A 22,472-nucleotide genomic window follows, 5' to 3' on the forward strand; every position below is an offset into this window, starting at 1 on the left:
GAAAGAAGCCGGTGATGTCCTCGACGCCTAGCACGTTGACATGGCGGCCGTTCCACGGCGGGAAATGCCGCCCCCCATTGGAGAACCACAGCAACGTCGAGGCCAGCTGCTGCGGATCGCGTAGGGCAAACCACACAAAGCCCTGCTCCGGATAGGTCACGGCCGACCAGCCGAGCGCCACCGTAGAATCCGTGCACAGGATCGCGAAGTCCTCAAATCCGCGGCGCGCGGGGTATTGGGAGAGGTCGGTCGTTGAGCCGTCGACGCATGGCACGGCCCGGAGGTCCGTGATCTCCACGTCCGGCTGCAGGCACGAATACCCGCTGTTCTCCGGGCGCACCGTTGGCTCGACATAGGTGCGGGCCTGCACCAGGCGGCTGAACGACAGCCGGCCCGCTCCCTCGATATCGGGGAAGGCGAGCGTCGCGTGATGTCCGGGATTGATCGGTCCGGTCAGGCCCTGCAAATCGTGCCGCTGATACACGACGGAGTGATCGGCCACGAGCGCCGTCATGGCCTCACAGCGGCCACCCTGTAAAGGCAGCTCGATGCCTAGGTGTAGCCAGCAGCCCGCGTTGGTCTCGTCCCGAGCGATGCCGCGCCACCGGACGTTGGCGGTTTCGCCATGCGGCGGCAGCTGTTGCCCCGCGTGGGGCTCGGCATTTTCGCCAAATGCCGAGCAGAACCAGTCACCGCGAAGAGTGACGAGCACCGGCGGCGTCTCCGGGGGCATACACTCCTCCGCCCATGGGGCGATGGCATACGGCTGAATCGGCACGGCGGCGTTGGGGAAAAATGTCACGGGCCCCCGCATGCCGCCCGTCGCCGTTATTGCCAATTCGACCGAGCCCGACCGAAGCAGGAATGAGTCCTGTCCGTGAATGCGGGCCATGGGCCAGTGCGTCGTTGGCGTAGCGCTCCGGTTCATTCCATCAACGACCGGACTTCAAAGCGTCCCTTGAGGCCGAGACATTCCTGCAATGCGCCAATCCCATCCGAAGCGCCAGCGCCCTGCAGGCAGGACGCCGCGACGCAGACCCCGTATTGCAGTGCCGTCTCCATCGGCGCGCCGTCGTGCAACGCCAGGAGCAGGCCCGCGGCAAAAGCGTCGCCTGCCCCTACCGTGCTGACGATCTGACTCGGCGGCACTCGCAGGCTGCCTCGAATATGGAAGCGCCCGTCCCGCCCAACTGCGGCGGCGCCTTCGGGAAAGTGGACGACCACCCAGGCTCGGACACCTGCCCCCAGGAGCCGCTCCGCGGCCGCATGAACGGCCCTCAGGTCGAGTCCCATTTCACCTCGAAGCCGTAGGCCGCTGATCCGCTCCAGCTCGAAGTCGTTCAGGAAGCAATAGTCCACATACGGCAGCGCTGGCCACACGACCTGCTCGAACCGCTGGCTGTCCTCGCTCACCACATCAATGCTGGTCGTGCACCCGGCGGCCTGCGCTCGCGCGAGGGTCCGGGCCGCGACCGTCCCGAACGCCGCGTCCGCCTGATCGAGGCGATCGAGGAGCAGCAGATAGCCCAGGTGAAAGTGCCGCGCCAGACTGGCGGCAAAATCGAAGTCCGTGTCGTCCAGCCACGCGTTCGCACCGCGCTGGTGAAAAAAGGTGCGGCGTCCCGTCGCCCGGACCGTCATCACATCCGTGTACGAGGTCGGCACCCCAGGCTGGACCCGCACCTGCGTGGTATCGATCCCGTGCGCACGACAGCGATCGACAATCCAGTCGCCCTCGGCGTCCGCCCCGATCAGGCCGACGCCGGCCAGCGGAAAGCCGGCGCCGAGCTTCGCCAGGTCGACCAGGAGATTGAACGGACTTCCCCCATTGCCGACCGACTCGGCCAGGATGTTGGCCAGCGCCTCCTCGTGAGGATAGGTGTCGATGACCTTGAGTCGGTCGACGATCCAGGTGCCTCCCGCGAGAATGCCAGCGCGGGCGCTCATGTCATGCAGCTCAAGCCTCGCTCACGAGCGGCGCGATCGCCGGTTCGTCCTCCTCGATTCCCGGGAAGCGACCGATCGTGGCGTCCACAAAAACGTTATCATGCCGATCATCGTTCGCACTGGACACTTCCCCGATGATGCACTCCGCCGACACCGGCACAAACTCGTGATACACGCCGGGCACCAGCGTGACCCGCGAGCCCGCCGCCAGCTCGATCACTGAGCCGGATACGACGTCGGTCGGTTCGTGATTCACCGGTAGCGTGAACCTCTGTTGCCCGACCTGGTCGGGCGGGCCCGCCCACGCCCGTACCGCGAGTCGGCCCCAGCGGCAGATGATGTCCTCCTTCTTCCGTCGGTGGCAGTGCGCCGGCGTCGTCATTCCACGCTGCGCGTACATCAGCTTCTCGCAGTACTCAGGCTCCTCGGCCAGGTTCACGAGAACCAGGCCGAACTCCCGCCATGCCCCAAGCCCAAAGTCGCTCACATCCCAGCGCGGCTTGGGCGGGAGGGCCCAACCGTGCGCGCGGTAGCACTGCTCGGCGGCCCGGATCAGACGGTTGATGTCGCTGCGTTTCATGGGTCAGGCACCTCGACGGCCCGCTTCTCGGCGTGGGACTGCAGGGCAGCCGCGAACAGCTCATGGCTCCGCACCGCCTCCTCCGGCGTCACGCAGCCGAAGCGTTCGCGGAGGACTCCGCCCCGCTCGGCCATGAAGGCCGCCCACATCTGGAGAATGCAATCGGGGAACCCGGGCTCGAAGATCCCGCCCGTGATCGTCGGGAACACCCCGTGAAAGCCGAGGTCGGTGCGTTGCCAGCTCTGCTCTCTGCCGCGCTGGAAGGTCCAGAGGGTCTTGGGGGCCTTGGTGCTGTACTTGACGCCCCCATCCGTTCCGAGGACCTCGAGGAACCAGGTGTTGGTCTCCCCCGGCGCGAGGCGCTTGAGCTCTAGCCGCATTGGTACCTCGGCCCCGTCGATCACCACATCGGTGTGCAACAGGGCGTTATCCCAGGTGTCGCACGGCGCCATGCCGCCTTTGCCGTCGGGACGCTCGTGGTAAATCTTCTGCAATTGGGCGTAGACCCGCCGTGGGTACCAGCCGAGCCGGAAGGGGATGTGCACCGCGTGTATGCCCAGATCCCCCATCACCCCGATGGCCCCGCAGGTGAGCACCTGCCGCTTCCAGTTGGCCGGCTTGGTCGGATCCAGGTCGCTGCTGTGGTGAAAGCCGGCGCGAATCTCCAGGAGCTTGCCGAGCCCGCCCGCGCTCGCCAGCTGATAGGCGCGCTGCGCGCCCGGGAAATAGGGGAACTCCGAGCTGCAGCGCACGAAGCGACCCGACCGCTGAGCCGCCTCGCGCACGGTGCGCGCTGCCTTGAGATCGATGCCGAACGGCTTCTCCGCCAGCAGGTCTTTGCCCGACCGCAGGACATCGAGGTAGATCGCCTCGTGCAGGTGGTGCGGCACCGCCACGTAGACCACGTCGATGTCGCCGCGGTCGAGGAGTGCCCCGTGATCCTCCGTGATGAGCTGCACGCCGTGCACCTGACGAAACCACTCCCGCTGCTTCTCGGCCACGTCGCAGACCGCGACCAGCTCGGCCGGCACCGGGTACTGGTCCAGGACAAACCAGCGGCTCAACGCGCTGGCCACTTCGCGGCCCATCAAGCCGCCACCAATGATGCCGACCCGGACCGGCCGGGTCACTGATGGCGCTCCTGCAGGAATGCCGCTGCCTGTGCCGCCGTCGCCCCCTCATGCACGATAGCCAGAAGCGCCCGCGTCATGCCCGCGGGATGCTGATGCTGAATCACGTTGCGGCCATACACGATGCCGGCCGCGCCCTGCTGGATGAGCGCCTCTGTGCGCTGGAGGATTTCCTGGTCCGGCGCCTTGCCGCCGCCCCGCACCAGCACCGGAATGCGGCCGGCCATCTCGATGACCTGGTGGTACTCGGTCACGTCATCGGTGGGATCCGCCTTGATGATATCGGCGCCCAACTCGACAGCCTGGCGGACCAGGGGCAGGATCTTGCGCCTATCGCCGTCCACCATGTAGCCGCCCGCCTGCTCGTTGGGCCGGAAGACTAGCGGCTCTATCATCAGCGGCATGCCGAACCGGTCACAGTCCGGCTTGATCCGGAGAATGTTCTCGATGCATTGGTCGGCCACCTCCGGCTCGTTCGGAATCGCGAACAGATTCACGACTACGCACGCGGCATCGACGCGTAACGCCTGCTCCACCGGTTCATGGATCATGCGGCTGAAGAGCCGCCGAGGCAGCGCCGTGCCGTACACGTTGGCCACGTCGGTGCGGAGGACGAGCGCCGGCTTTTCACGCCCGGGCAGCGCCTGGAGCAGCGGCGCCTGCCCGACCGTGAGCTGGATTGCGTCCGGCCCCGCCGCAACCAGCGTGGCAATCGCACCCTCGAGATTCTCGATTCCGGCCAGGAAGGCATACTCATTGAAAAAGCCGTGGTCGATGGCCACATCGAAACAGCGTCTGGATGTCCGATGAAAGAGCCGGTTCAAGCGGGCAGTCTTCATAGATCCTCAAGGAAGGATGAGTTCGCGGCGGCCGGAATGACAAGCATCACCCAGCGCTTCCTCCTCTGGCAATCCCGCGGCCCAGGCGTGCTCGCCTTGAGCCGGTCGAGAAGCAGATCGGTCAGGAGGAAAATACACCGCGTTCAAGCGGTGCGATCCCTCCGCTACCTGCTGCTCGTTCCCATCGGCCAGCCTCCCGCGATAAAGGCGTCGATCGCGCTGAAGAACCGCGCCGGATCTTCGACATAGAGGAAATGGCCCAGCCCTCGCATGATCAGCAGCCGCCCGTTCGGCATCGTGGCCGCCCACTCCCGGGCGTATTCCATTGGGCTCACTTCCCGGCCCCCGTGAATGATCAGCGTCGGCGCAGTGACTTGCTGCATCGCCGGCCGCCAGTCGTACGCGCCGAGGGAAGACGTTTCCCGACGGCGCTCACCTGCGAGCGCCGCGCGGGCCCTGCGTGCGTATCCGTTAGGCAGCGCCCCCGCCCGCCACGGAGGACGCGCCGCTCCTCGCAACCTCTTCACGGAATGCACCGAGGCGCTGGTTGAATGGTGCGGCAGCGTCCCAGAACGCGGCATGACCCGCGTCCGGCATGACGTCAACCTGCGCGTGCGGCAGCCCCGCGCGGTGTTGCGCGACGACATCCAGTTTGACGACCGCGTCGAGCGCGCCATGCGTGATCAATACGGGCTTCACGACGGTCGGCAGGAGGTCGTCGTTGTCGACCACGCGCGTCAGCAGCGCCTGACGGACGAACGGTGGCACGGATACGCCGAAGCCCAGCATCGTGTACAGATCCGACGCTTCCGGCTCGCGGACGAAGCACAGGTGCAGCAGAGACTCGAGGCCGCGCACGCCCTCGCCCATGTCACTCGAGAAGAGCCCGGGCAGGAGGGCAAGGAACTCAGCCGAGAGCACCGCCGCGGCCGCTGCGCTGCCGAGCTTGGTGACGGCGGCCACGAGATGAATCCCGCCGATCCGCTCCTCGCCGTAGTGCCGGATGTAGTCGAGGATGACGAGCGGCCCGTATGACCAGCCGCAAAGTATCGGTCGGTCGAGTTCCAGCTCGCGGATGGCGGCGTCGACGTCGGCCGCCCACAGCCTCGAGTCATCGTAGCCGTCGCGCGGCCGCTCCGACGAGCCGTGGCCACGCAGGTCCATTGCGATGAGGCGGTACCGCTGGGCCAGCTCGGAGCGCATCTGCCGGTCCCAGGTGAGCCAGCTCTGGGAGCAGCCGTGGAGAAACAGGATCGGTGGACCGCGTGGGTCTCCCGCTTCGACGAGGTGGAGCCGAGTGCCTCCTCCGCCGACGATCGTGTGGTGCTTCATCAGTCCCTCCGCTTCGGAGTGCCGTACTGGATCGCCGCGCTGGATTACCGCGACCGATGCCCGCGGCGTGGCGCATCGGCATTGAGATGATGTACGGCCCGCGATACATTGGGATCGGACGAACCGTCCTATACGCGGAGGGCCTCCGCCATGGGCCTGGCGATGCGACAAGTGGATCTCGAGCGGCTCGATCGTACGCTGACCACGATCCTGTCGCCGCTCGCGCACCAGCGCTGCGACGACTGGTGTCTCGCCGTCGAGTCGTCAGTCGCCGAACTGCTCGATGGCGATCACGTCGTGTTCGGTTTCCCCCGCGCCGGCGTGCCGATGCACGTCCATTCCATGAACGTTGCGGCAAGGCCGCAGCGTGCGATTCAGGTGCTCTTCGGCAGGCTGCCGGACCTGCCGCCGGATCCTTGGCTTCAGAAGGCGGAGCGCGAGAGGTTGCGGTCGAGCGCTGAGGTGTGGAGTCGGCTCCGTGCATTCTGGCGGGCGGCCGCTGGGCAGCCGGCGGCACTACGGCGCTCGGCCTTCCTCGGCGAGGTCCTCACGCCCGGCCGGATATACGACAGCGAAAACATCGACTGGCCCGTCGCCGACGGACACACCGCGTTGTGCATCTCGTACAGCAACGCCGAGACGTCCGTTCGTTCGCGTCGGGCAAGCCCAAGACATGCAGCGGGAGCGCTGCTCCGACTGTTGCTCCCCGCGCTCAAGGTGGGAGTCACCATGCGTCTCGCGGGTGACCGCGAGGTCGCGGCGGAGCTGACACTCGGACGGTTCGGGCTGACCAGGCGTGAGGCGCAGATCACGCGTCTGCTCGCACGCCGAGCGACGAACCGGGAGATCGCCGATCAGCTCGACGTGAGCCCGCACACCGTGCGGCATCATGTCGAGAATATTTTCGCGAAGCTCGGCATCCATTCGCGCCGCTCCATCGCCTCGCAGTTCGCGTGACCGGGCGACGCCTCGCGGGCCTCACCGATCCGACCCGAGGGCGGACATCACTGCAGTGCGGCGAGTCAGTTTCGTCATGAAGGGCGACAAGATCGTGCGCAACGACGGAGCGCCGCCGGCCAAGTAGCACAGGAGGTCGCGGCATGCGTACGTTGGCGCTGCTCACCCTTGGTGCCCTCGCGCTCATGACGCCAGCCGCCACGCGCGCGGCGGTCCAGACGCCGTCGCGGGCGCAAATCCCGGCTGCCCTGACGGCGCCACGGGTCACCACGGCTGATCCGGTGGCCGACCCGGCGGCTACGGTCGTCGAGGGCCACGCGCGCTTCACCCTGCTCACGCCGCGGCTGGTACGGATGGAGTGGAGCGCGGACGGACACTTCGAGAACCGGGCGTCGCTCGTCTTCATCCAACGGCGCCTCGCCGTCCCACCCCATACCGTGCGCCGCGCCGGCAGCTGGCTCACGGTTCAGACCGACGACCTCACGCTGCGCTACAGGCGCGGCAGCGGGCGCTTCCGTCCCGGCAACCTCGACGTGCGGTTGCGCGTGGACGGGCGCGACGTCGTCTGGCGCCCGAGCGAGTCGGACAGTGCCAACCTCAAGGGCACGACGCGCACGCTGGACGGTGCCAAGGGTCCCGTCCCCCTGGAGCCCGGCCTGCTGTCGCGCGCGGGCTGGACCGTGCTGGACGACAGCCAGCGCCCCCTGTTCGACCAGAGTGCCTGGCCCTGGGTCGTGGCGCGGCCCGCGGGCGAGCGCCAGGACTTCTATTTCTTCGGCTACGGCCACGACTACAAGGGCGGGCTGGCCGACTTCATCAAGGTGGCCGGTCGCGTGCCGATGCCGCCACGTTTCGCGTTCGGCGCCTGGTGGTCGCGCTACTGGGCCTACACCGACCAGGAGTTCACGGACCTCGTCCGCCAGTTCGACAGGTTCGACGTGCCGCTCGATGTGCTCGTCATGGACATGGACTGGCACAACACGTTCGAGCTACGCTGGGAGAACGCGCCCAAGGACCAGGCGGGACAAGCCAAGGGGTGGACCGGGTACTCGTGGAACTCCGCCTATTTCCCGGATCCGGAAGGGTTCCTCGACTGGACGGCGCGGCAGGGCCTGCGCACGCCCCTCAACCTGCATCCCGCCGGCGGCATCCAGCCGTGGGAGACGCATTACCCCGAGATGGCGCGGGACATGGGGATCGATCCCGCCACCAAGCGGTACGTCCCCTTCCGGCCGACGGACAAGCGCTTCGCCGAGGCCTACTTCAAGGACATTATCGCTCCACTCGAGCGGCAGGGCGTGGATTTCTGGTGGCTCGACTGGCAGCAGTGGGACACGACTACCGTGGCTGGGCTCAACCCGACCTGGTGGATCAATTACCTCTTCTTCACGCACATGCAGGCGGAGGGCAAGGCGCGTCCACTGATCTTCCACCGCTGGGGCGGGCTGGGCAACCACCGCTTCCAGATCGGCTTCTCCGGCGACGCTTTCTCCACGTGGGACGCGCTCGCCTTCGAGCCGTATTTCACGGCCACCGCCGCGAACGTGGGCTTCGGCTACTGGAGCCACGACATCGGCGGGCACCTGAACGGAGAGGTCTCGCCCGAGCTGTACACGCGCTGGATCCAGTTCGGTATCTTCAGCCCGATCCTGCGCACGCATACCACGAAGAATCCTGCCGCCGAGCGCCGCATCTGGGCATATCCCACGGAGTATTTCCGGGTAATGCGTCAAGCATTCATGCTGCGCTACGCCATGATTCCGTACATCTACACCGCGGCGCGGCATGCGTACGATACGGGCGTGGCCCTCGTGCATCCGCTGTACTACGATTGGCCGGCCGACAGCGCGGCCTACGACTTCGCGGACGAGTACGGCTTCGGCCCCGACATGATCGTGCGGCCGATCACCGCGCCGATGTCACCCGACACGCTGCTCGCGCACCAGCGCCTGTGGCTGCCGCCGGGGGACTGGTACGAGTGGTTCACCGGCACGCGCCTCCACGGGCCCGCGGTGGTCACCCGCGCGTTCGCGCTGGACGAGGTACCGGTGTACGTCCGGGCCGGCGCCATCGTCCCGATGGCGACCACGGCGCTCCGCAGCGACGCGCAGCCGAAAGACCTCCTCGCCCTCACCGTTTTCCCAGGCGACTCGGGGGACACCCGTGTCTACCAGGACGCCGGTGATGACCTGGGCTATCAGAGGGGGAAATCCGCGTGGACGCCGGTGAGCCAGCGGCGTGACGCCGACGGCACGGTGCACCTGCACATCGGGCCAACCACCGGCGACTTCGAGGGGCTCCCCGCGGGGCGCGGCTATGTAATCCAGATGGTGGGCAGCTGGCCGCCGCGGCGGGTCCTGTGGAACGGAGCGGAAATCCGCTACGCGGGCGGCGAGCAGGGGGCGGACGCGGCGGCCCAGCAGCTTGCCATCGCGACCCCGGCCGGCGGGCCCGATGCCGAGCCGGTGCCGCGCGCCCCTGGCTGGAGCTACGACGGCAACGCGGCGAGTATCGTGATCCATGTGCCGGAGGCCGACATCCGTACGGCCTCCACCCTCGACGTAGAGCTGCCGGTCGGCCGCAATGACTCGCTGCTCGACGGCGTGCCCTCTACACTCTCGCGGCTCGAGGGCGCCATTCACATCCTCGAGGGGCTCTGGCCCGCGGACTGGCCGCCGGACTCGCTGGTGGCGCTGCAGCAGACCGGCCATCGCATCACCCTGCAACCCGAGATCGCCGCGGTGGAGCTGGAGGCCCTGCGCGCCGGGCTGCAGCACGTGCTAGACCGGCTGGATACCCTGCACGGCGATACCACGGCGATCCGCCGAGCACTGGCGCATCTTGGGAGGTGAGCCGCGGCGGAGGCGCGGCGCTGGGGAAGCGTTAGCTCACCACCGGTTGTGGCGCTGAGCACCGTCTTCACAACGGCGCCACGAAGCAGCGATGAAGGATGGCGCTTTCGCCAAAAATGTGCGGGGGCGGATGCTGGACTTTGCCGTACTTTACTCACTCAAATGTCGGAGTTTGCCCGAATCCCCAAGAGACCCGTTCAGGACTGCCTGACTGGCGAATAAGCCCCCGCCGAATCAAGTTTGGGCAGTCTCCCTCCAGCGACCAACGTGTCCGACATCCAGGCCCGACTGCAGGGCGCCCTCGCCGAACGCTATCGAATTGACCGCGTGCTTGGCGCGGGCGGGATGGCCACGGTCTATCTCGCACATGACCTCAAGCACGAGCGCAGGGTAGCCGTAAAGGTGCTCCGCCCCGAGCTGGTCTACACGCTCGGCCCGGAGCGCTTCCTGCGCGAGATCGCGACCACCGCCAACCTGCACCATCCTCATATCCTCCCGTTGTACGATTCGGGGCGGGTCCCGGACCCATCCGGTACTCTCCTGTATTACGTCATGCCCTTCGTCGACGGGGAATCGTTGCGTGACCGCCTGAAGCGCGAGAAGCAACTTCCCGTCGACGAGGCGCTGCGCATTGCGCGCGAGGTGGCGGACGCCCTGAGTTACGCGCACGGGCACGGGGTGATCCACCGCGACATCAAGCCGGAGAACATCCTGCTGGAGAGCGGCCACGCGCTGGTGGCGGATTTCGGCATCGCGCGAGCGGCAGACAGTGCCGGGGCGGACAGACTCACCGATACGGGACTCGCGCTCGGGACGCCGGCGTACATGAGCCCTGAGCAGGCCGCGGGAGGACGCGACTTGGACGGGCGAAGCGATCTCTACGCCCTCGGCTGCGTCCTCTACGAGATGCTGGCAGGCCAGCCGCCGTTCTCGGGTTCTACCATGGAGAGCGTCGCGCGCCAGCACATCACCGCGACCCCGCTTCCAATCACCCAGCTCCGGCCGGCGGTGCCGGGCATGGTAGTGGCGGCCCTGGAGCGGGCGTTGGCCAAGAACCCGGCCGACCGGTTCAACCCGGTCGGCCAGTTTGCCGAGGCGCTATCGGCCCAGCAATCACTTGCGCCGTCAGCGACTTCGAAGGGCTCGCCGCGGCGGATGACGATCGCCGGCCTCGTCGCCATCGGGATCCTCGCGGCTGTACTTCTTACCCGGCGCGTCGGTCACGCCGACTCCGCCCTCACCATCGGGCAGACCGTGCAAGTCACGCGTGATCCAGGGCTCGAGGTCGATCCTGCGCTCTCGCCCGACGGAGCCCTGGTCGCGTACGCCGCGGGTCCGCCAAGCCGGATGCAGATCTTCGTGCGCCAGGTGGGTGGCGGGCGCACCATTCCGCTCACCTCCGACTCGTCCCAGGGCTATCGCTGGCCTCGGTGGTCACCTGACGGCTCGCAGATCGCTTATCAGGGCAATGCCGGCATCGCGGTGGTGCCGGCGCTCGGCGGGCAACCACGGCTGGTGGTGCGCCTCGAGCCGCAGGCGGCCGAGTCGACCACAAGCGCGTTCACCCGGCTCGCTGGCTTTGCCTGGTCGCCGGACGGGCGGCGCATCGCCTACAGCACAGGCATCGGTCGTGACGTCACGGTGGTGCCCGTCGAGGGAGGTGCGGCTACGCACCTTACCGGCGTGCGCGACGTGCACTCCCTGACCTGGTCCCCCGATGGCACCAGGCTCGCGGGTGTAGCAGAAAATCCGACCTTCGTCTTTGGCAGTGTCTACTTCGGGAATGAGGCGGTCTCATCCATCTGGGTACTGCCCTTGAGCGGCAAGCCCGTTCGAGTGACCGCCGATCAGCATCTCAATGAAAGCCCGCAGTGGGCGCCGGATGGGCGGCACTTGTTCTGGGTCTCGGATCGGGGTGGCAGCCGAGACGTCTACCGCGTGCATCTCGATGCAGCGGGCGCGCCGGTTGGCGAGGCAGAGCGCCTCACCACCGGGGCCGACGCCCACACCATCAGCCTCTCCGCCAACGGGCGACGACTCGCGTACGCCCGCTTTCACGTCGTCTCGAACATCTGGTCCATACCAGTTCCGACCGCGAAGGCCGTGCCGATCACCGGCGCTCGGCCGGTGACGACGGGCGACCAGACGATCGAGGCCGTCGATGTCACCCGGGATGGACGGTGGCTGGTATTCAACTCGGACCGGAGCGGCAGCTGGCAGATTTACAAGATGCCGGCAGCGGGGGGAGAAGCGATCCAGCTGACGACCGATTCGGCCGGCGCGTTCAGCCCCGCCTGGTCGCCGGACGGGCACCAGATCGCCTTTCACTCCACGCGCGCCGGCAACCGGGATCTGTACACGATGGCGGCCGACGGCTCCGGGGTGGTCCAACGCACCAGCAGCCCGGCCCACGAGCTCGACCCGACCTGGTCGCGGTCCGGGCGTGACCTGCTCGGCGAGGTCATCCCGGCCGACGAGGGACTCGCGTCCGGCTCGACGTTCCTTTCCGCCTCGACGTTCACCCTCGTACCGTTGGATGGGGGCGCGATACGGACTATCCCCGTTCCCGGGGATTTCGCTCACTGGTCACCGACCGAGGACCTGATCGCGTTTCACAGCGCTGAGGGCCTGCGGGTCATGTCACCCGCGGGCACATCGCGCCTGCTGGTGCCGAATGCCCCGTCGGGCGAGGAAGCCTTCTACGCCGCGTGGTCGTCCGATGGCAAGACTGTTGACTACATCAGCAAGGGTCCAGAGGGCTCATCGATCCGGGCAGTGCCGGCGACGGGTGGCCCATCCCGGATCCTGGCCCGATTCGATGACCCCACTCGGCAGCCCACGCGGTATGGCTTCACGACCGACGGCCGGACGTTCTATTTCACCATGGGAGCCAACGAAAGCGATATCTGGGTAGCGCAGCTGGGAGTGCGGTAGCCCAGGGGCCTCAAGGAAAATGGCCGGCGAACCGCCCGCAAGTACGTTCATCACCTTCCCTCACACCTGGAGGCGCCCATGCGCCAGATGCACAGGCGAACCCACCTGCGGGCTTTCAAGCTGGCACTAGTCGCTCTGGCCGGAATGATCGTCGCGACGAACGCCGCGAACGCGCAGGTGGAGACGGGCCGGCCAACACTGTCGGCAAACCTCACGGCTACGCGGGCTGCGCTCGAGAAGTACCAGGACCCCATCGCCGCCGTTCGCGACGGATACTTCTCGACGCTTGGTTGCGTGGACTATCCAAAAGGCGGTGGAGGGCCGGGCCAGATGCCTTACAAGCCAGGTGGAATGGGGGTACACTTTCTCAAACCCGCGCTGATCGGCCCGACGCTGGACTCGCTCAAGCCACAGGTGCTGATCTACGAGCCGGTTGGCAATCGGCTGCGGCTTGTCGCAGCCGAGTGGTTCGTCCCGACCGCCATCTCGAAGGAAGCACCCATGATCTTCGGCACGAAGCTCGATGGCCCGATGGAAGGACACGCGCCCGTGCTGCCCGCCGAGCTACACCACTGGGACCTACATGTGTGGCTATGGAAGGATAACCCGAATGGCTTACTGCACTCGACGAATTCGACCGTAACGTGTCCCGAGGGCCCGTACACGTTTCATGAAAGCGCCACGAGGAGGGTTCAGCCTTAGGTCGCGCCGAGACGTGACATTGGGAGTGATTGAATTGTGCGCTGCCTAACACGCGAAGGAACCTGTCGCGGCGGAGCATCTACGGCTGGTGGAATACGGTGTTTGGCGGCCAATCTCAATCCTCAGGAGGCAGGCGATGAGGGCGGGGTCCAGCGCATGGATTTGAGTGTGGCGGTATTGCGAGCTTCTTCAACACGGACGAGACCAAACAGAAGTACAATCGGACCGAGCCGGTTCACGACCGGGAGCGCTTCCTCGATCAGTTCGTTCATGTGCTGGGCCACACCGGGAATTACGCCAGGGAAGAAGCCATCGCCGCGATCGACGCCGAGAAGCTCCTGCCTGATATGATGAGTTACAATCCCTCTCAACCAGCCTGGTATCCGAACGGTCGCGTTTTGACCGACCACGTCGTAGCCCATCGCCTGGCCTTCATCTCCAAGGGGGAGATTCCGCCCGACGGGCTTCACCCTCACACCGATCTGCTCCAGAGGTTCCCGTACCTCGGCACACCGCACCCAGGGTAACCTCCAAGCACCGGGACCGTCTCGGTTCGCTGATTTGTGCCTTGTCCGGCGCCGCAAGACCGATCAAGCCGTATACGGGGACGCTTCAACAGTGCTACCACCCAATTGTGCTGTCCCGTAGTCCCCTACAACTGCCGCTCCGCTAACTCGCGGAAGGCGTCGGGAACGGACCGGCGGCCGTCGAGCGCGACCGAGGCGTAGCCGACGGATTCCCACCCGAAACGGTCACGGATGGCGTCGATGGCGCGGTCCGCGAGGAAGTGCGCGATCCCTCTCCTAGCGCCCGGGCGTCGCGCCTCGTCCGCGAGGCCCAGCGGCAGATCGAGCTGCACAATCGGCTGCTCCTCGATATGCGATACCGAGATGGCCAGCAGAGAGATCGTGCGTTCTTCGGCATGGCTCCTGAGGACGGCTCGCACCAGGTCCTCGGCGATCTCCGCGAGGATTGCAGTCGCGGCGACGGGTTGCGGCAGCGTCACGGCGTGGGTAACCGATCGGAGGTCGCCGAAGCGCACCCGCACCGTCACGGTCCGCCCGCTCTTGCCCTTCGCCCGCAGGCGCGAGCCGACCCGGTCGGCGAGGTGGCGGAGCGCCGGGCGGATGATGGGGTCCTCGACGGTCCTTCGGCCGAGCGCCGATTGCGCTCCAACCGAGTGGGTGCGGACATGGGTCCGGATGGCGCGAGGATCGCGGTTCCAGGCCAGGGCGGCCAGCCTCTCGCCCGCGGCACGGCCGAGCAGCCCAGCGATCGCGCCTGGAGAGCTCCTCGCCAGGTCGCCGATGGTGGCGATGCCGCTTTCGGCGAGTCGCGCCCTGGTCGCCGGGCCGACGCCCCACATCATCTCCACCGGCAAATCATGGAGGAAGGCAAGCTCGGTCCCCGGGTCGACGACAACCAGCCCGTCCGGCTTGGCCACCTGCGAGGCGATCTTGGCGAGGTGTTTGGTGCTGGCAACGCCGACGGAGATGGGAAGGGCCAGTTCGTCGCGCACCCGTCGGCGGATCGCTGCGGCGATCTCGGCCGGTGTGCCGAAGAGGTGCGTGCAGCCTGCGACGTCGGCGAAGGCCTCGTCGATCGAGATCCGCTCGACCAGCGGCGTGAAGTCGCCCAGTACCCCGATCGCGGCGTCGCCGAGCCGTTGGTACTCCTTGAAGTGGCCGCCGACGAAGACCAGGTCGGGGCAAAGCGCTCGCGCCCGCCGACCCGGCATGCCGCCGTGGACGCCGAAGGCCTTCGCTTCATAAGACGCCGCGAGTACCACGCCGCCCCCTACCGCGATCGGCTTTCCCTTGAGGGACGGATCGAGCATCTGTTCGACCGAGGCGTAGAACGCGTCCAGGTCCGCATGAAGGATTGTGGCAGTGTCCATGGCGAGGCGTGTCCGCGGCGGACGTGTGGCGTGGTGGGTGATGATGAGTCTACAAAGAGAACATAAGAGGAACGGGACTGCCGGCTGTCAAGCGTCGGGCACACTATGATGGCCCAGCACGCTCACCGGCCTGACCATGTCGGGGGGGGGCACGCTTGTGAAAGGGGGAGACCGCGGGCAACCTACAGGGCCGGTGAGTGACCCCTGCCAGGAGGTGACCATGGCCACGCATGTCCGGAGCCTGACGCGCATCCCTGCATTCCTGACCATCCCGTTCGTGGCGGCAAATGCCTCCGCCGGCGAGGTGGGTCCTGACCGACTCTCCGTCGCTGCACAGCCGTGACGTAGGACAGCAATGCCTCGAGCTCCCACTCGCCGGCTCGGAGCTGACACGTTGGACGCCTCTGACGTCTGGGCCTATAACCGCGGCCGGCTGCAGCCTCAAGAAAAACAAGCGAGAACGGCGTTGTCAGGAGGTCGCCATGATCGGTCGAGTCGCGTCCTATTTCGCTCTCGCGCTGACGCTCACTCCCATCGTCAGTGCCCGGGCCCAGGAGGAGTCAGGTCGGATCATCGGTAGGGTACTGGCGGGGGAGGACCCCGCGCAGGGGGTTCGGATTGAAGTCCGAGGGCCGAGCCTTCCTGCCTTCCGGCACGCGGCTACCGATGCGCGTGGATCATTCAGGCTGCAGGGTCTGCCCATCGGGATCTACCAGGTGCGCCTCTCACTGGTGGGCTACCGGCCAGTCGCGGTGGACAGTGTCACGGTGCAACTGGGCCGCACCACCTCTCTCGGCGAATTGCGTCTCGAAACGAAGACGCTGGAGCTGGGCGAGATCGTGGTGGTGGCCGACCGGCCACTGGTGGACATGACCAGCGCCGCCACCGCTACCAATCTCACTTCCGAGCAGTTCGAGGACCTGCCCACCGACCGAAACTTCCGCTCTATCGTTAGCTTGGCCCCACAGGCCAACCTGAGCTTCCTGCCACAGGACGAGGTCAACATCGCCGGGAGCACGGGTCCGGAGAATGCGTACTTCCTCGATGGGGTCAATATCACCGATCCGTTCGTCGGATCTACTAGCACTGACCTACCCTACAACTTCGTCCGGGAACTCCAGGTCAAGGCAGGCGGATACGAGGCCGAGTATGGCCGAGCTACCGGCGGCATCATCGACGTGATCACGTATACCGGCGGCAACCACTTCGGCGGTCAGGTTTTCGGTTTCTTCACGGGAAACGACCTTTCGGCTTCACCACGCTTCGCTGTGCCGGAGGCGAAGGAGAGTCAGTTCTCCGAGTACGACTTTGGCGGCAGCATCGGTGGGCCCATTTTGCGCGACCGCCTGTGGTTCTTCGCGGCCTACAACCCGACTTTCCGGAGGCAGGCGGTCGAACTGCCGGGGATCGAGCTCCCCGACGAAACCAAGACCCGGCACCTCTTTGCGAGCAAACTGACCTGGCAAGCTGGCCGAGCCACCGACGTAAGCTTTACCATGCACGGAGACCCGGGAACCCGCCGCGATCTTGCGCTGGAGAGTGTGGCGAACGGCTTGGCCAACCCGGAGCCCATCATCTTCGACGGCAAGCAAGGCGGCGTCGTCCTCTCGGCCCTGATTCATCACCGCCTGGGCCGCAGCGTTGAGTTGGAGGCCGGGGCGGCTCAGGTCACACGCAACGACAACGGCGAGTCACCCACCGAGTTCGGCAGGACGGCACCCCGTTTCAACGATGGCGAGGCCGGCGTCCAGTCCGGCGGCCTCGGAGTCCTCTATCGTAATCATAGCGTGCGTCGCTCGGTTCGGGGCAAGTTGTCGGCTACTCTGGGATCGCATGAAGCCAAGCTGGGTATCGAGTTCGAGGACAACCGCTTCGACAATCTGCAGGACAGTTCCGGGGAGCCCGGATCGCCGGGCGGCTTCATCGATCGGTTCGACGACAGTACATACCAGTGGGTCCTCGTCTCCACTGACCTCACGGTTCACAATCGGATCCCGACCATATACGCGCAGGACTCCTGGCAGATCAGCCGCCGGCTCAGGCTCAATCTGGGTCTCCGGTGGGATGGGCAGTATTTCACTGATGCCACCGGTGAAGGAGCGCAGAATATCACCGACCAATGGCAGCCGCGAATCGGCGCCATCTATCAGCTCGGTGCCCTCGGGACTCACAAAGTGTTCGCCTCCTACGGACGCTTCTACGAGCAGATCCCGCTTAACCTCCCGTGGCTGTATTACAATGACGTGACCCAGTTTGTCGTATTGCAGTTCGACCACGACCCACGGCTGGATCCCTCAGGGGGAGACACCGCCCTCTCGATCTTCGGGCCTCAAGCCGAGCCCCGGCATGACCTGCAAGGCCAGCAGTACGACGAGCTCACGCTGGGCTACGAGGGGACCATCGGACGGCAGCTTCGCGGAGGCGTGCGGGGGGTATTCCGGCGGCTGCGCTGGGCAGTCGATGACGCCTTCAATCCAGACGATGGAGCTTATCACCTCGGGAACCCGGGGCGGGGAAACCTTGCCTTCACTCCGCAGGCAAGGCGGAGATATAGCGCGCTTGTATTGACGCTGGAGAAGCCGCGAGGCCACCGCTTCGACTTTCTGGTCTCCTACGTTCTGTCCCGGTCATGGGGTAACTACGAGGGCCTCTACGATTTCCAGCAGCAGGTTGCGTTTCCCAATACCTCCAGTTTGTTCGACTTCCCAGCGCAATACCCGAATAGCGCCGGTCTGCTGCCCAACGATCGGACACACGTGGTGAAGTTCTCTGCCGCCTACCGGTTCCCGGGAATCACCGTTGGGACCGCCATCTCCTGGGCGAGCGGCATGCCCCGAAACGAACTCGGTGCAACCCCGATCGGCGGTCCATTCTACGTGTTTCTCAGGGAGCGTGGATCAGCGGGGCGCACATCGTCCGTCTTCGACGCCAACCTGCGCGTGACCTATGCGCTGCACTCTTGGAGTCATGGTGGGATCAGGCCGAAGCTGCACCTAGATCTGTTTCACCTGGGCAACGCCCGGACGGTCGTTCGCCGGGATGATGTGCACTTCATCGGACTAGACGAGAATGGCGCTCAGGCGGTAGTGAATCCCGTGTACAATAGGCCCGAAGTGTTTCAGCCACCAATGAGTGCGCGCCTGGGAATCAGCCTGGACTTCGGCGAGCTGCCCTGAGGGGCGCAGACCCTTACATTTGAGTCTGTCATTTGCGCCTGTCACTTCGCCTTCCCGGTCCGACACGTCGCATCTAGCTGAGCTGCGGAAGCCCGCTGGCGGAAGATTCGAAGGGGTGCCACATTGGGACACTCCACTCAGTCGGCCGATGCTCCCACCCCAGCAGTTCGCTGACTCCCTGCGCGACCGCTACGCTTTCGAGCGCGAGCTCGGCCGCGGCGGCATGGCCACGGTCTACCTGGCCCGTGACATCCGCCACGATAGGGCTGTAGCGCTCAAGCTGCTCCATCCGGAGCTCGCGGCCACGATCGGCCCCAACCGGTTCCTGCAAGAGATCCGTCTCACCGCTCGCCTGCAACACCCCCACCTCGTCCCCGTGCTCGACTCCGGGGAGGCCACAGGACAGCTGTGGTACTCGATGCCGTATGTGGAAGGAGAATCGCTTCGCGAGCGGCTCCAGCGCGAGATCCAGATGCCCCTCGAGGCGGCGCTGCGGATCGGACGCGAGGTCGCCGATGCCCTGGAGTACGCCCACCAGCAGGGCGTGATCCATCGCGACATCAAGCCCGAGAACATCATGCTGTCAGGCGACCATGCCCTCGTGGCGGACTTTGGCGTAGCCCGGGTTATCGGTGAAATCGCCGGCGAGCGATTGACGGAGACCGGCATAGCGCTGGGCACTCCGGCCTATATGTCGCCCGAGCAGGCGACCGCAAGTGGCCGGTTGGATGGCCGGAGCGATGTCTACGCGCTCGGGTGCGTGATCTACGAGATGCTGGCTGGCGAACCACCCTTCACCGGACCCACACCGCAGGCTGTGATTGCCAAGCGGTTCGTCCAGCCGGTGCTGCCGCTGCGCCAGCTGCGTCCTACCGTTCCGGCGTGGGTCGACTCGGCCGTGGCCACGGCCCTGGCCTCGGTGCCCGCGGACCGCTTCCCTACGGCAGCCGATTTCGCCCAGGCGCTTGCCGGCCCCCCGGACGCGGCCGACGAAGTCACCGCGAGGCGTCACCCGTCCAGCCGCCGGCGCGCGATCTCCGCGCGGCGAGCGCTGTCGATCGCAGTCCTTGTAGCCGCGGGCCTGGCGGCAACGCTGTATCTGGCGCTGCGAAAACCGGGGACTTGGGCGCCGGGGACACTCCTCGCCGCGGGAACGCTCCGGGAGCGCGAACGCCTGCTCCTGGCCGACTTCGGGACCCGGCAGGTCGACACCAGCCTCGGCGGCGTCATGACGGAGATCTTTCGGATCGACCTCGTGCAATCGCCAACGGTCACTCTCATGCCCTCTGGACAAGTGGCGGAGGTGCTCCGCCGCATGCAGCGCCCGGCGACGGCGCGGTTGGATCCGGCTCTCGCGCGAGAAGTCGGCGTCCGAGAAGGCGTGAAGGCCGTGGTGACGGGAGAGATCGCGAGGGCAGGCTCCCAGTTCGTTCTGTCGGCCCAACTCATCTCGGCAGCCAGCGGGGAGGTACTCACCGCGCATCGCGAGACCGCGCCGGACTCGACCGCTCTGATCGCGGCGGTGGACCGGCTTTCGGGGGAGCTCAGGGCGAGGATTGGTGAATCGCTCACGTCGATCGGGCGCGAGCAGCCGCTCGAGCGGGTCACTACCACCTCACTGGCGGCGCTGCGACTGTACACCAGGGCGGTGCGCGCCGGCGACCACGAAGGCGAATGGCTCAAGGCGATCAGCCTGCTCGATGAAGCCGTTGCGGTCGATACGGGGTTTGCGATGGCCTATCGAACGCTCGGCTTGTACGCCCTGAACACTGGCCAGATGGACCGAGCGATGCGAGGATACTCCGCCGCGGTCGCGCGGAAGGACAGGCTGACCGACCGGGAGCGAAACTTCACCCTCGCTAATTACTACGCGGTCTTCAAATACGACCCTCGCAAGGCGATTAGTGCCTTCGAGGCGGTCCTCGGGAAATACCCCAACGAGCGGGAAGCGCTCAACGACCTGTCGCTGGTGTACCGAGGCCTGTACCAGTATCAACAAGCCGAACCTCTACTTGAGCGCGCGCTGGCCGTAGACTCGCTCTACGTGCCGGCGCATTCGAACCTGATGGCGCTCGAGCTTCAGCTCAAGAAACTGCCCGAGGCAACGGCCGCGTATACGCGGGCCATTCGACTGCTTCCCGATGTTCCATTCCTCTGGCTGCTCGGCATTCCGTTGGCGGGGCAAGTTGGCGACTACGCGCTGGCCGAGGCTCGGGGTGAGGAGTTCAAGAAACGGTTCGGAGCCGATCCTCGCTGGCGTGCATCGGCAGATCGGGAGCTTGCCAATGTGGCAGCGACACGCGGGAAACTCGCGGATGCGGAGCGATATCTTCATCAGACGATGGCCGGAGGTCCGGAAGCCTCCACTCTGGGCGAAAGGCTCGCCGACGCGATCTTTCTGGGCACCGTAATCGCCACAGTAGCCGACGATCCGGCGCGCGGCCTCCGGGAAGTGGAACGCGGGCTGGCTCGATTTCCTCTCGACTCTCTGGCGCAGGTGGAACGCCCTTACCTCACTCTGGCATACGTCTATCAGCTGGCTGGCAGAGCGGATCAGGCGCGCGCGCTCCTTCGAGAATATGAACGAGGAGCCAACGTCGATATGCTAAATCCCAAGGAGCTCGACCTGGCTTGGGGTCGCGTCTTCCTGCTCGAGCGGCGTCCGCAGGATGCCCTCCGCAGGTTGCGGGAAGCGACCCCCGATCCGCTCAGCTTTGGCGTGGCGGAGCTGGGACGGGCTCACGATCTAGCAGGACAGGCGGATTCGGCCATCACATACTACGAGCGCTATCTCGCGGCCACCGAATACCCCCGCGCGGCGACCGACGCGACCGAGCTCGCCCGGATCCACCGACGCTTGGGAGAACTCTATGAAGAGCGCGGTGAGAGGGACAAGGCCCGGGTTCACTACGCGAGTTTCGTCGCGTTATGGAAAGACTGCGACCCGGAGCTACGTCCCCGCGTGACAGAAGTACGTCGCCGGCTCGCGGCGCTCGGTGGGGAGCCTGGAGACGGGTGAGAATCTGATCGGGGCAGAGGCCAAGACGTTGGGCTCGAACCAGGACTCTCCCCTGATCCAGAGTGGGCACTGTAACTGCTCAATTCCGGCAACTTGCCGCCTTTCACGCGAGTTCGTGCCCCCCGCTGCCGGAGTTTGACGCCTTTCATGTCGGACTTTACCGCACTTTACTCACACAGGAGTCGGAGTTTGCCGGATTCCAGCCAGCCATCTGGGGGCGGCCTCCAAATCCCGGTGCCACTGGGCAGCCACCGTCGAATGAGCATCAGATCGACGGCGCATGCGCGAAGGGTTTCCCGAACCGAATGGAAGCTGCCGTGATCTAGGTCGATCTAGCGGTGGCTGAGTCCCGGCGCTCGCGCGCCTCGGACCGGTACCGTCCGGGGGCCTGCCCCCGAAGCCTGGAGAAGGCTCGCGAGAATGCGAACGCCGACGTGTACCCGACTCGTCGGCCGACCGCGCTCACAGGGTCGTCCGTCTCCCGAAGATTCCGCGCAGCCAATTCCATCCGCCATCGCGTCGATCTGGTACGGCACGCTGCGATACGTCATCGCCGCGGGCTGTCTCTTCGTGTTCGTCGGCCTGCGGCGCGAGCTCGCCTGGCCCTCCCGTGCCGACCGGCGGATCGTGGCCGTCTCCGGCGCGCTCAAGATGGGGGCTTGCTCAGCGCTGACTGGCCTCGCGTTGACGAGGCTGCCGCCCGGGCGTGCCGCGGTGCTCGCCTTCTCCACCCCGCTCTGGGTGGTTCCGCTCTCGGCGTGGCGGCTTGGGGAGCGGCTCTCCCGCGGCGCCCTGCTCGGCGTCGGTCTGGGGCTCACAGGCGTGCTCGTGATCGCCGCGCCATCACTCCGCTCGGGCGCGCGGTCAGGCCGTGGCCTATGTCATGCTGCTGGCCGCGGCCGCTGCCTGGGCCGTTTCCATCGTCGCGGCGACGTTGCTCTGCCCCCTGGCGCCTGTGGTCGAAGGGCCGACGCCCGAGATCGGCACGGCCGGCGTCGCTTCGCTCGCGTACGTGGGCCCGGTCGCTACGGCGTTCGCCTACTGGGCGGTGGTCGAGGTGGGTCGGAGAGTCCGCGCAAGCACGATCTCGATGGCACTGCTGTCGGC

At 66.3% G+C, this 22,472-nt stretch carries 16 protein-coding genes; 7 read left to right on the forward strand and 9 right to left on the reverse strand.

Annotation, left to right across the window (positions count from 1 at the left end; genetic code table 11):
* The 7 genes from VHR41_18725 to VHR41_18755 all read right to left on the reverse strand — a co-directional run.
* A partial coding sequence (locus VHR41_18725) for a hypothetical protein (protein HEX3236232.1) occupies nt 1-892 on the reverse strand: 892 nt, incomplete at its 3' end.
* Between the two features lie 32 nt (nt 893-924).
* Nucleotides 925-1,947 (reverse strand): PfkB family carbohydrate kinase, encoded by a 1,023-nt coding sequence (locus VHR41_18730; protein ID HEX3236233.1) that lies wholly within the window; start codon nt 1,945-1,947, stop codon nt 925-927.
* A gap of 10 nt (nt 1,948-1,957) precedes the next feature.
* Entirely contained in the window at nt 1,958-2,527 is a 570-nt protein-coding gene (locus VHR41_18735) for a D-lyxose/D-mannose family sugar isomerase (GenBank protein ID HEX3236234.1), read from the reverse strand.
* A complete protein-coding gene (locus VHR41_18740; GenBank protein ID HEX3236235.1) occupies nt 2,524-3,657 on the reverse strand; it encodes a Gfo/Idh/MocA family oxidoreductase in 1,134 nt (377 codons plus the stop codon). Before VHR41_18740 ends, VHR41_18735 begins: the two co-directional genes overlap by 4 nt.
* The gene (locus tag VHR41_18745; protein HEX3236236.1) at nt 3,654-4,496 is read right to left on the reverse strand and encodes a hypothetical protein; all 843 of its coding nucleotides are present in this window, start codon (nt 4,494-4,496) and stop codon (nt 3,654-3,656) included. Before VHR41_18745 ends, VHR41_18740 begins: the two co-directional genes overlap by 4 nt.
* A 164-nt stretch (nt 4,497-4,660) precedes the next feature.
* Complete coding sequence (locus VHR41_18750; protein HEX3236237.1) at nt 4,661-5,077, reverse strand: alpha/beta hydrolase; 417 nt, start codon at nt 5,075-5,077, stop codon at nt 4,661-4,663.
* Nucleotides 4,968-5,828, reverse strand: coding sequence for an alpha/beta hydrolase (locus VHR41_18755; protein ID HEX3236238.1), 861 nt, complete (start codon nt 5,826-5,828; stop codon nt 4,968-4,970). The genes VHR41_18750 and VHR41_18755 overlap by 110 nt, the downstream gene beginning before the upstream one ends.
* Before the next feature lie 171 nt (nt 5,829-5,999).
* On the opposite strand from VHR41_18755, the gene VHR41_18760 reads away from it, so the two are divergent.
* The 4 genes from VHR41_18760 (at nt 6,000) to VHR41_18775 (ending at nt 13,273) form a co-directional block, all read left to right on the forward strand.
* Nucleotides 6,000-6,785: a helix-turn-helix transcriptional regulator gene (locus tag VHR41_18760; GenBank protein ID HEX3236239.1), complete on the forward strand. Its 786-nt coding sequence runs from the start codon at nt 6,000-6,002 to the stop codon at nt 6,783-6,785.
* Nucleotides 6,786-6,928: 143 nt separating this feature from the next.
* Complete coding sequence (locus VHR41_18765) at nt 6,929-9,637, forward strand: TIM-barrel domain-containing protein (GenBank protein ID HEX3236240.1); 2,709 nt, start codon at nt 6,929-6,931, stop codon at nt 9,635-9,637.
* 267 nt (nt 9,638-9,904) lie between these two features.
* Nucleotides 9,905-12,571, forward strand: coding sequence for a protein kinase (locus VHR41_18770; GenBank protein ID HEX3236241.1), 2,667 nt, complete (start codon nt 9,905-9,907; stop codon nt 12,569-12,571).
* 78 nt (nt 12,572-12,649) lie between these two features.
* Nucleotides 12,650-13,273: a hypothetical protein gene (locus tag VHR41_18775; GenBank protein ID HEX3236242.1), complete on the forward strand. Its 624-nt coding sequence runs from the start codon at nt 12,650-12,652 to the stop codon at nt 13,271-13,273.
* A 122-nt stretch (nt 13,274-13,395) separates the two neighbouring features.
* On the opposite strand, the gene VHR41_18780 is transcribed toward VHR41_18775, so the two are convergent.
* Both VHR41_18780 and dinB read right to left on the reverse strand, forming a co-directional pair.
* A complete protein-coding gene (locus tag VHR41_18780) occupies nt 13,396-13,695 on the reverse strand; it encodes a hypothetical protein (GenBank protein ID HEX3236243.1) in 300 nt (99 codons plus the stop codon).
* A gap of 230 nt (nt 13,696-13,925) precedes the next feature.
* On the reverse strand, nt 13,926-15,170 hold the full coding sequence (gene dinB / locus VHR41_18785; protein HEX3236244.1) for a DNA polymerase IV: 1,245 nt from the start codon (nt 15,168-15,170) through the stop codon (nt 13,926-13,928).
* A 482-nt stretch (nt 15,171-15,652) separates the two neighbouring features.
* On the opposite strand from dinB, the gene VHR41_18790 reads away from it, so the two are divergent.
* The 3 genes from VHR41_18790 to VHR41_18800 all read left to right on the forward strand — a co-directional run.
* Nucleotides 15,653-18,346, forward strand: coding sequence for a carboxypeptidase regulatory-like domain-containing protein (locus VHR41_18790; GenBank protein HEX3236245.1), 2,694 nt, complete (start codon nt 15,653-15,655; stop codon nt 18,344-18,346).
* A gap of 148 nt (nt 18,347-18,494) precedes the next feature.
* Nucleotides 18,495-21,365 (forward strand): protein kinase, encoded by a 2,871-nt coding sequence (locus tag VHR41_18795; protein ID HEX3236246.1) that lies wholly within the window; start codon nt 18,495-18,497, stop codon nt 21,363-21,365.
* 883 nt (nt 21,366-22,248) lie between these two features.
* Nucleotides 22,249-22,472 (forward strand): hypothetical protein (locus VHR41_18800; GenBank protein HEX3236247.1); only part of this gene is annotated, 224 nt, incomplete at its 3' end.

Source organism: Gemmatimonadales bacterium (assembly GCA_036265815.1).
GTDB lineage: Bacteria > Gemmatimonadota > Gemmatimonadetes > Gemmatimonadales > GWC2-71-9 > CAVVWJ01.

What these genes read in the sequence shown, in the direction of transcription:
- VHR41_18730 (HEX3236233.1), bottom strand. Translation starts at nt 1,947, where the DNA reads ATGAGCGCCCGCGCTGGCATTCTCGCGGGAGGCACCTGGATCGTCGAC.
- VHR41_18735 (HEX3236234.1), bottom strand. Translation starts at nt 2,527, where the DNA reads ATGAAACGCAGCGACATCAACCGTCTGATCCGGGCCGCCGAGCAGTGC.
- VHR41_18745 (HEX3236236.1), bottom strand. Translation starts at nt 4,496, where the DNA reads ATGAAGACTGCCCGCTTGAACCGGCTCTTTCATCGGACATCCAGACGC.
- VHR41_18750 (HEX3236237.1), bottom strand. Translation starts at nt 5,077, where the DNA reads ATGCCGCGTTCTGGGACGCTGCCGCACCATTCAACCAGCGCCTCGGTG.
- VHR41_18755 (HEX3236238.1), bottom strand. Translation starts at nt 5,828, where the DNA reads ATGAAGCACCACACGATCGTCGGCGGAGGAGGCACTCGGCTCCACCTC.
- VHR41_18765 (HEX3236240.1), top strand. Translation starts at nt 6,929, where the DNA reads ATGCGTACGTTGGCGCTGCTCACCCTTGGTGCCCTCGCGCTCATGACG.
- VHR41_18775 (HEX3236242.1), top strand. Translation starts at nt 12,650, where the DNA reads ATGCGCCAGATGCACAGGCGAACCCACCTGCGGGCTTTCAAGCTGGCA.
- VHR41_18780 (HEX3236243.1), bottom strand. Translation starts at nt 13,695, where the DNA reads ATGGGCTACGACGTGGTCGGTCAAAACGCGACCGTTCGGATACCAGGC.
- dinB (HEX3236244.1), bottom strand. Translation starts at nt 15,170, where the DNA reads ATGGACACTGCCACAATCCTTCATGCGGACCTGGACGCGTTCTACGCC.
- VHR41_18790 (HEX3236245.1), top strand. Translation starts at nt 15,653, where the DNA reads ATGATCGGTCGAGTCGCGTCCTATTTCGCTCTCGCGCTGACGCTCACT.
- VHR41_18795 (HEX3236246.1), top strand. Translation starts at nt 18,495, where the DNA reads ATGCTCCCACCCCAGCAGTTCGCTGACTCCCTGCGCGACCGCTACGCT.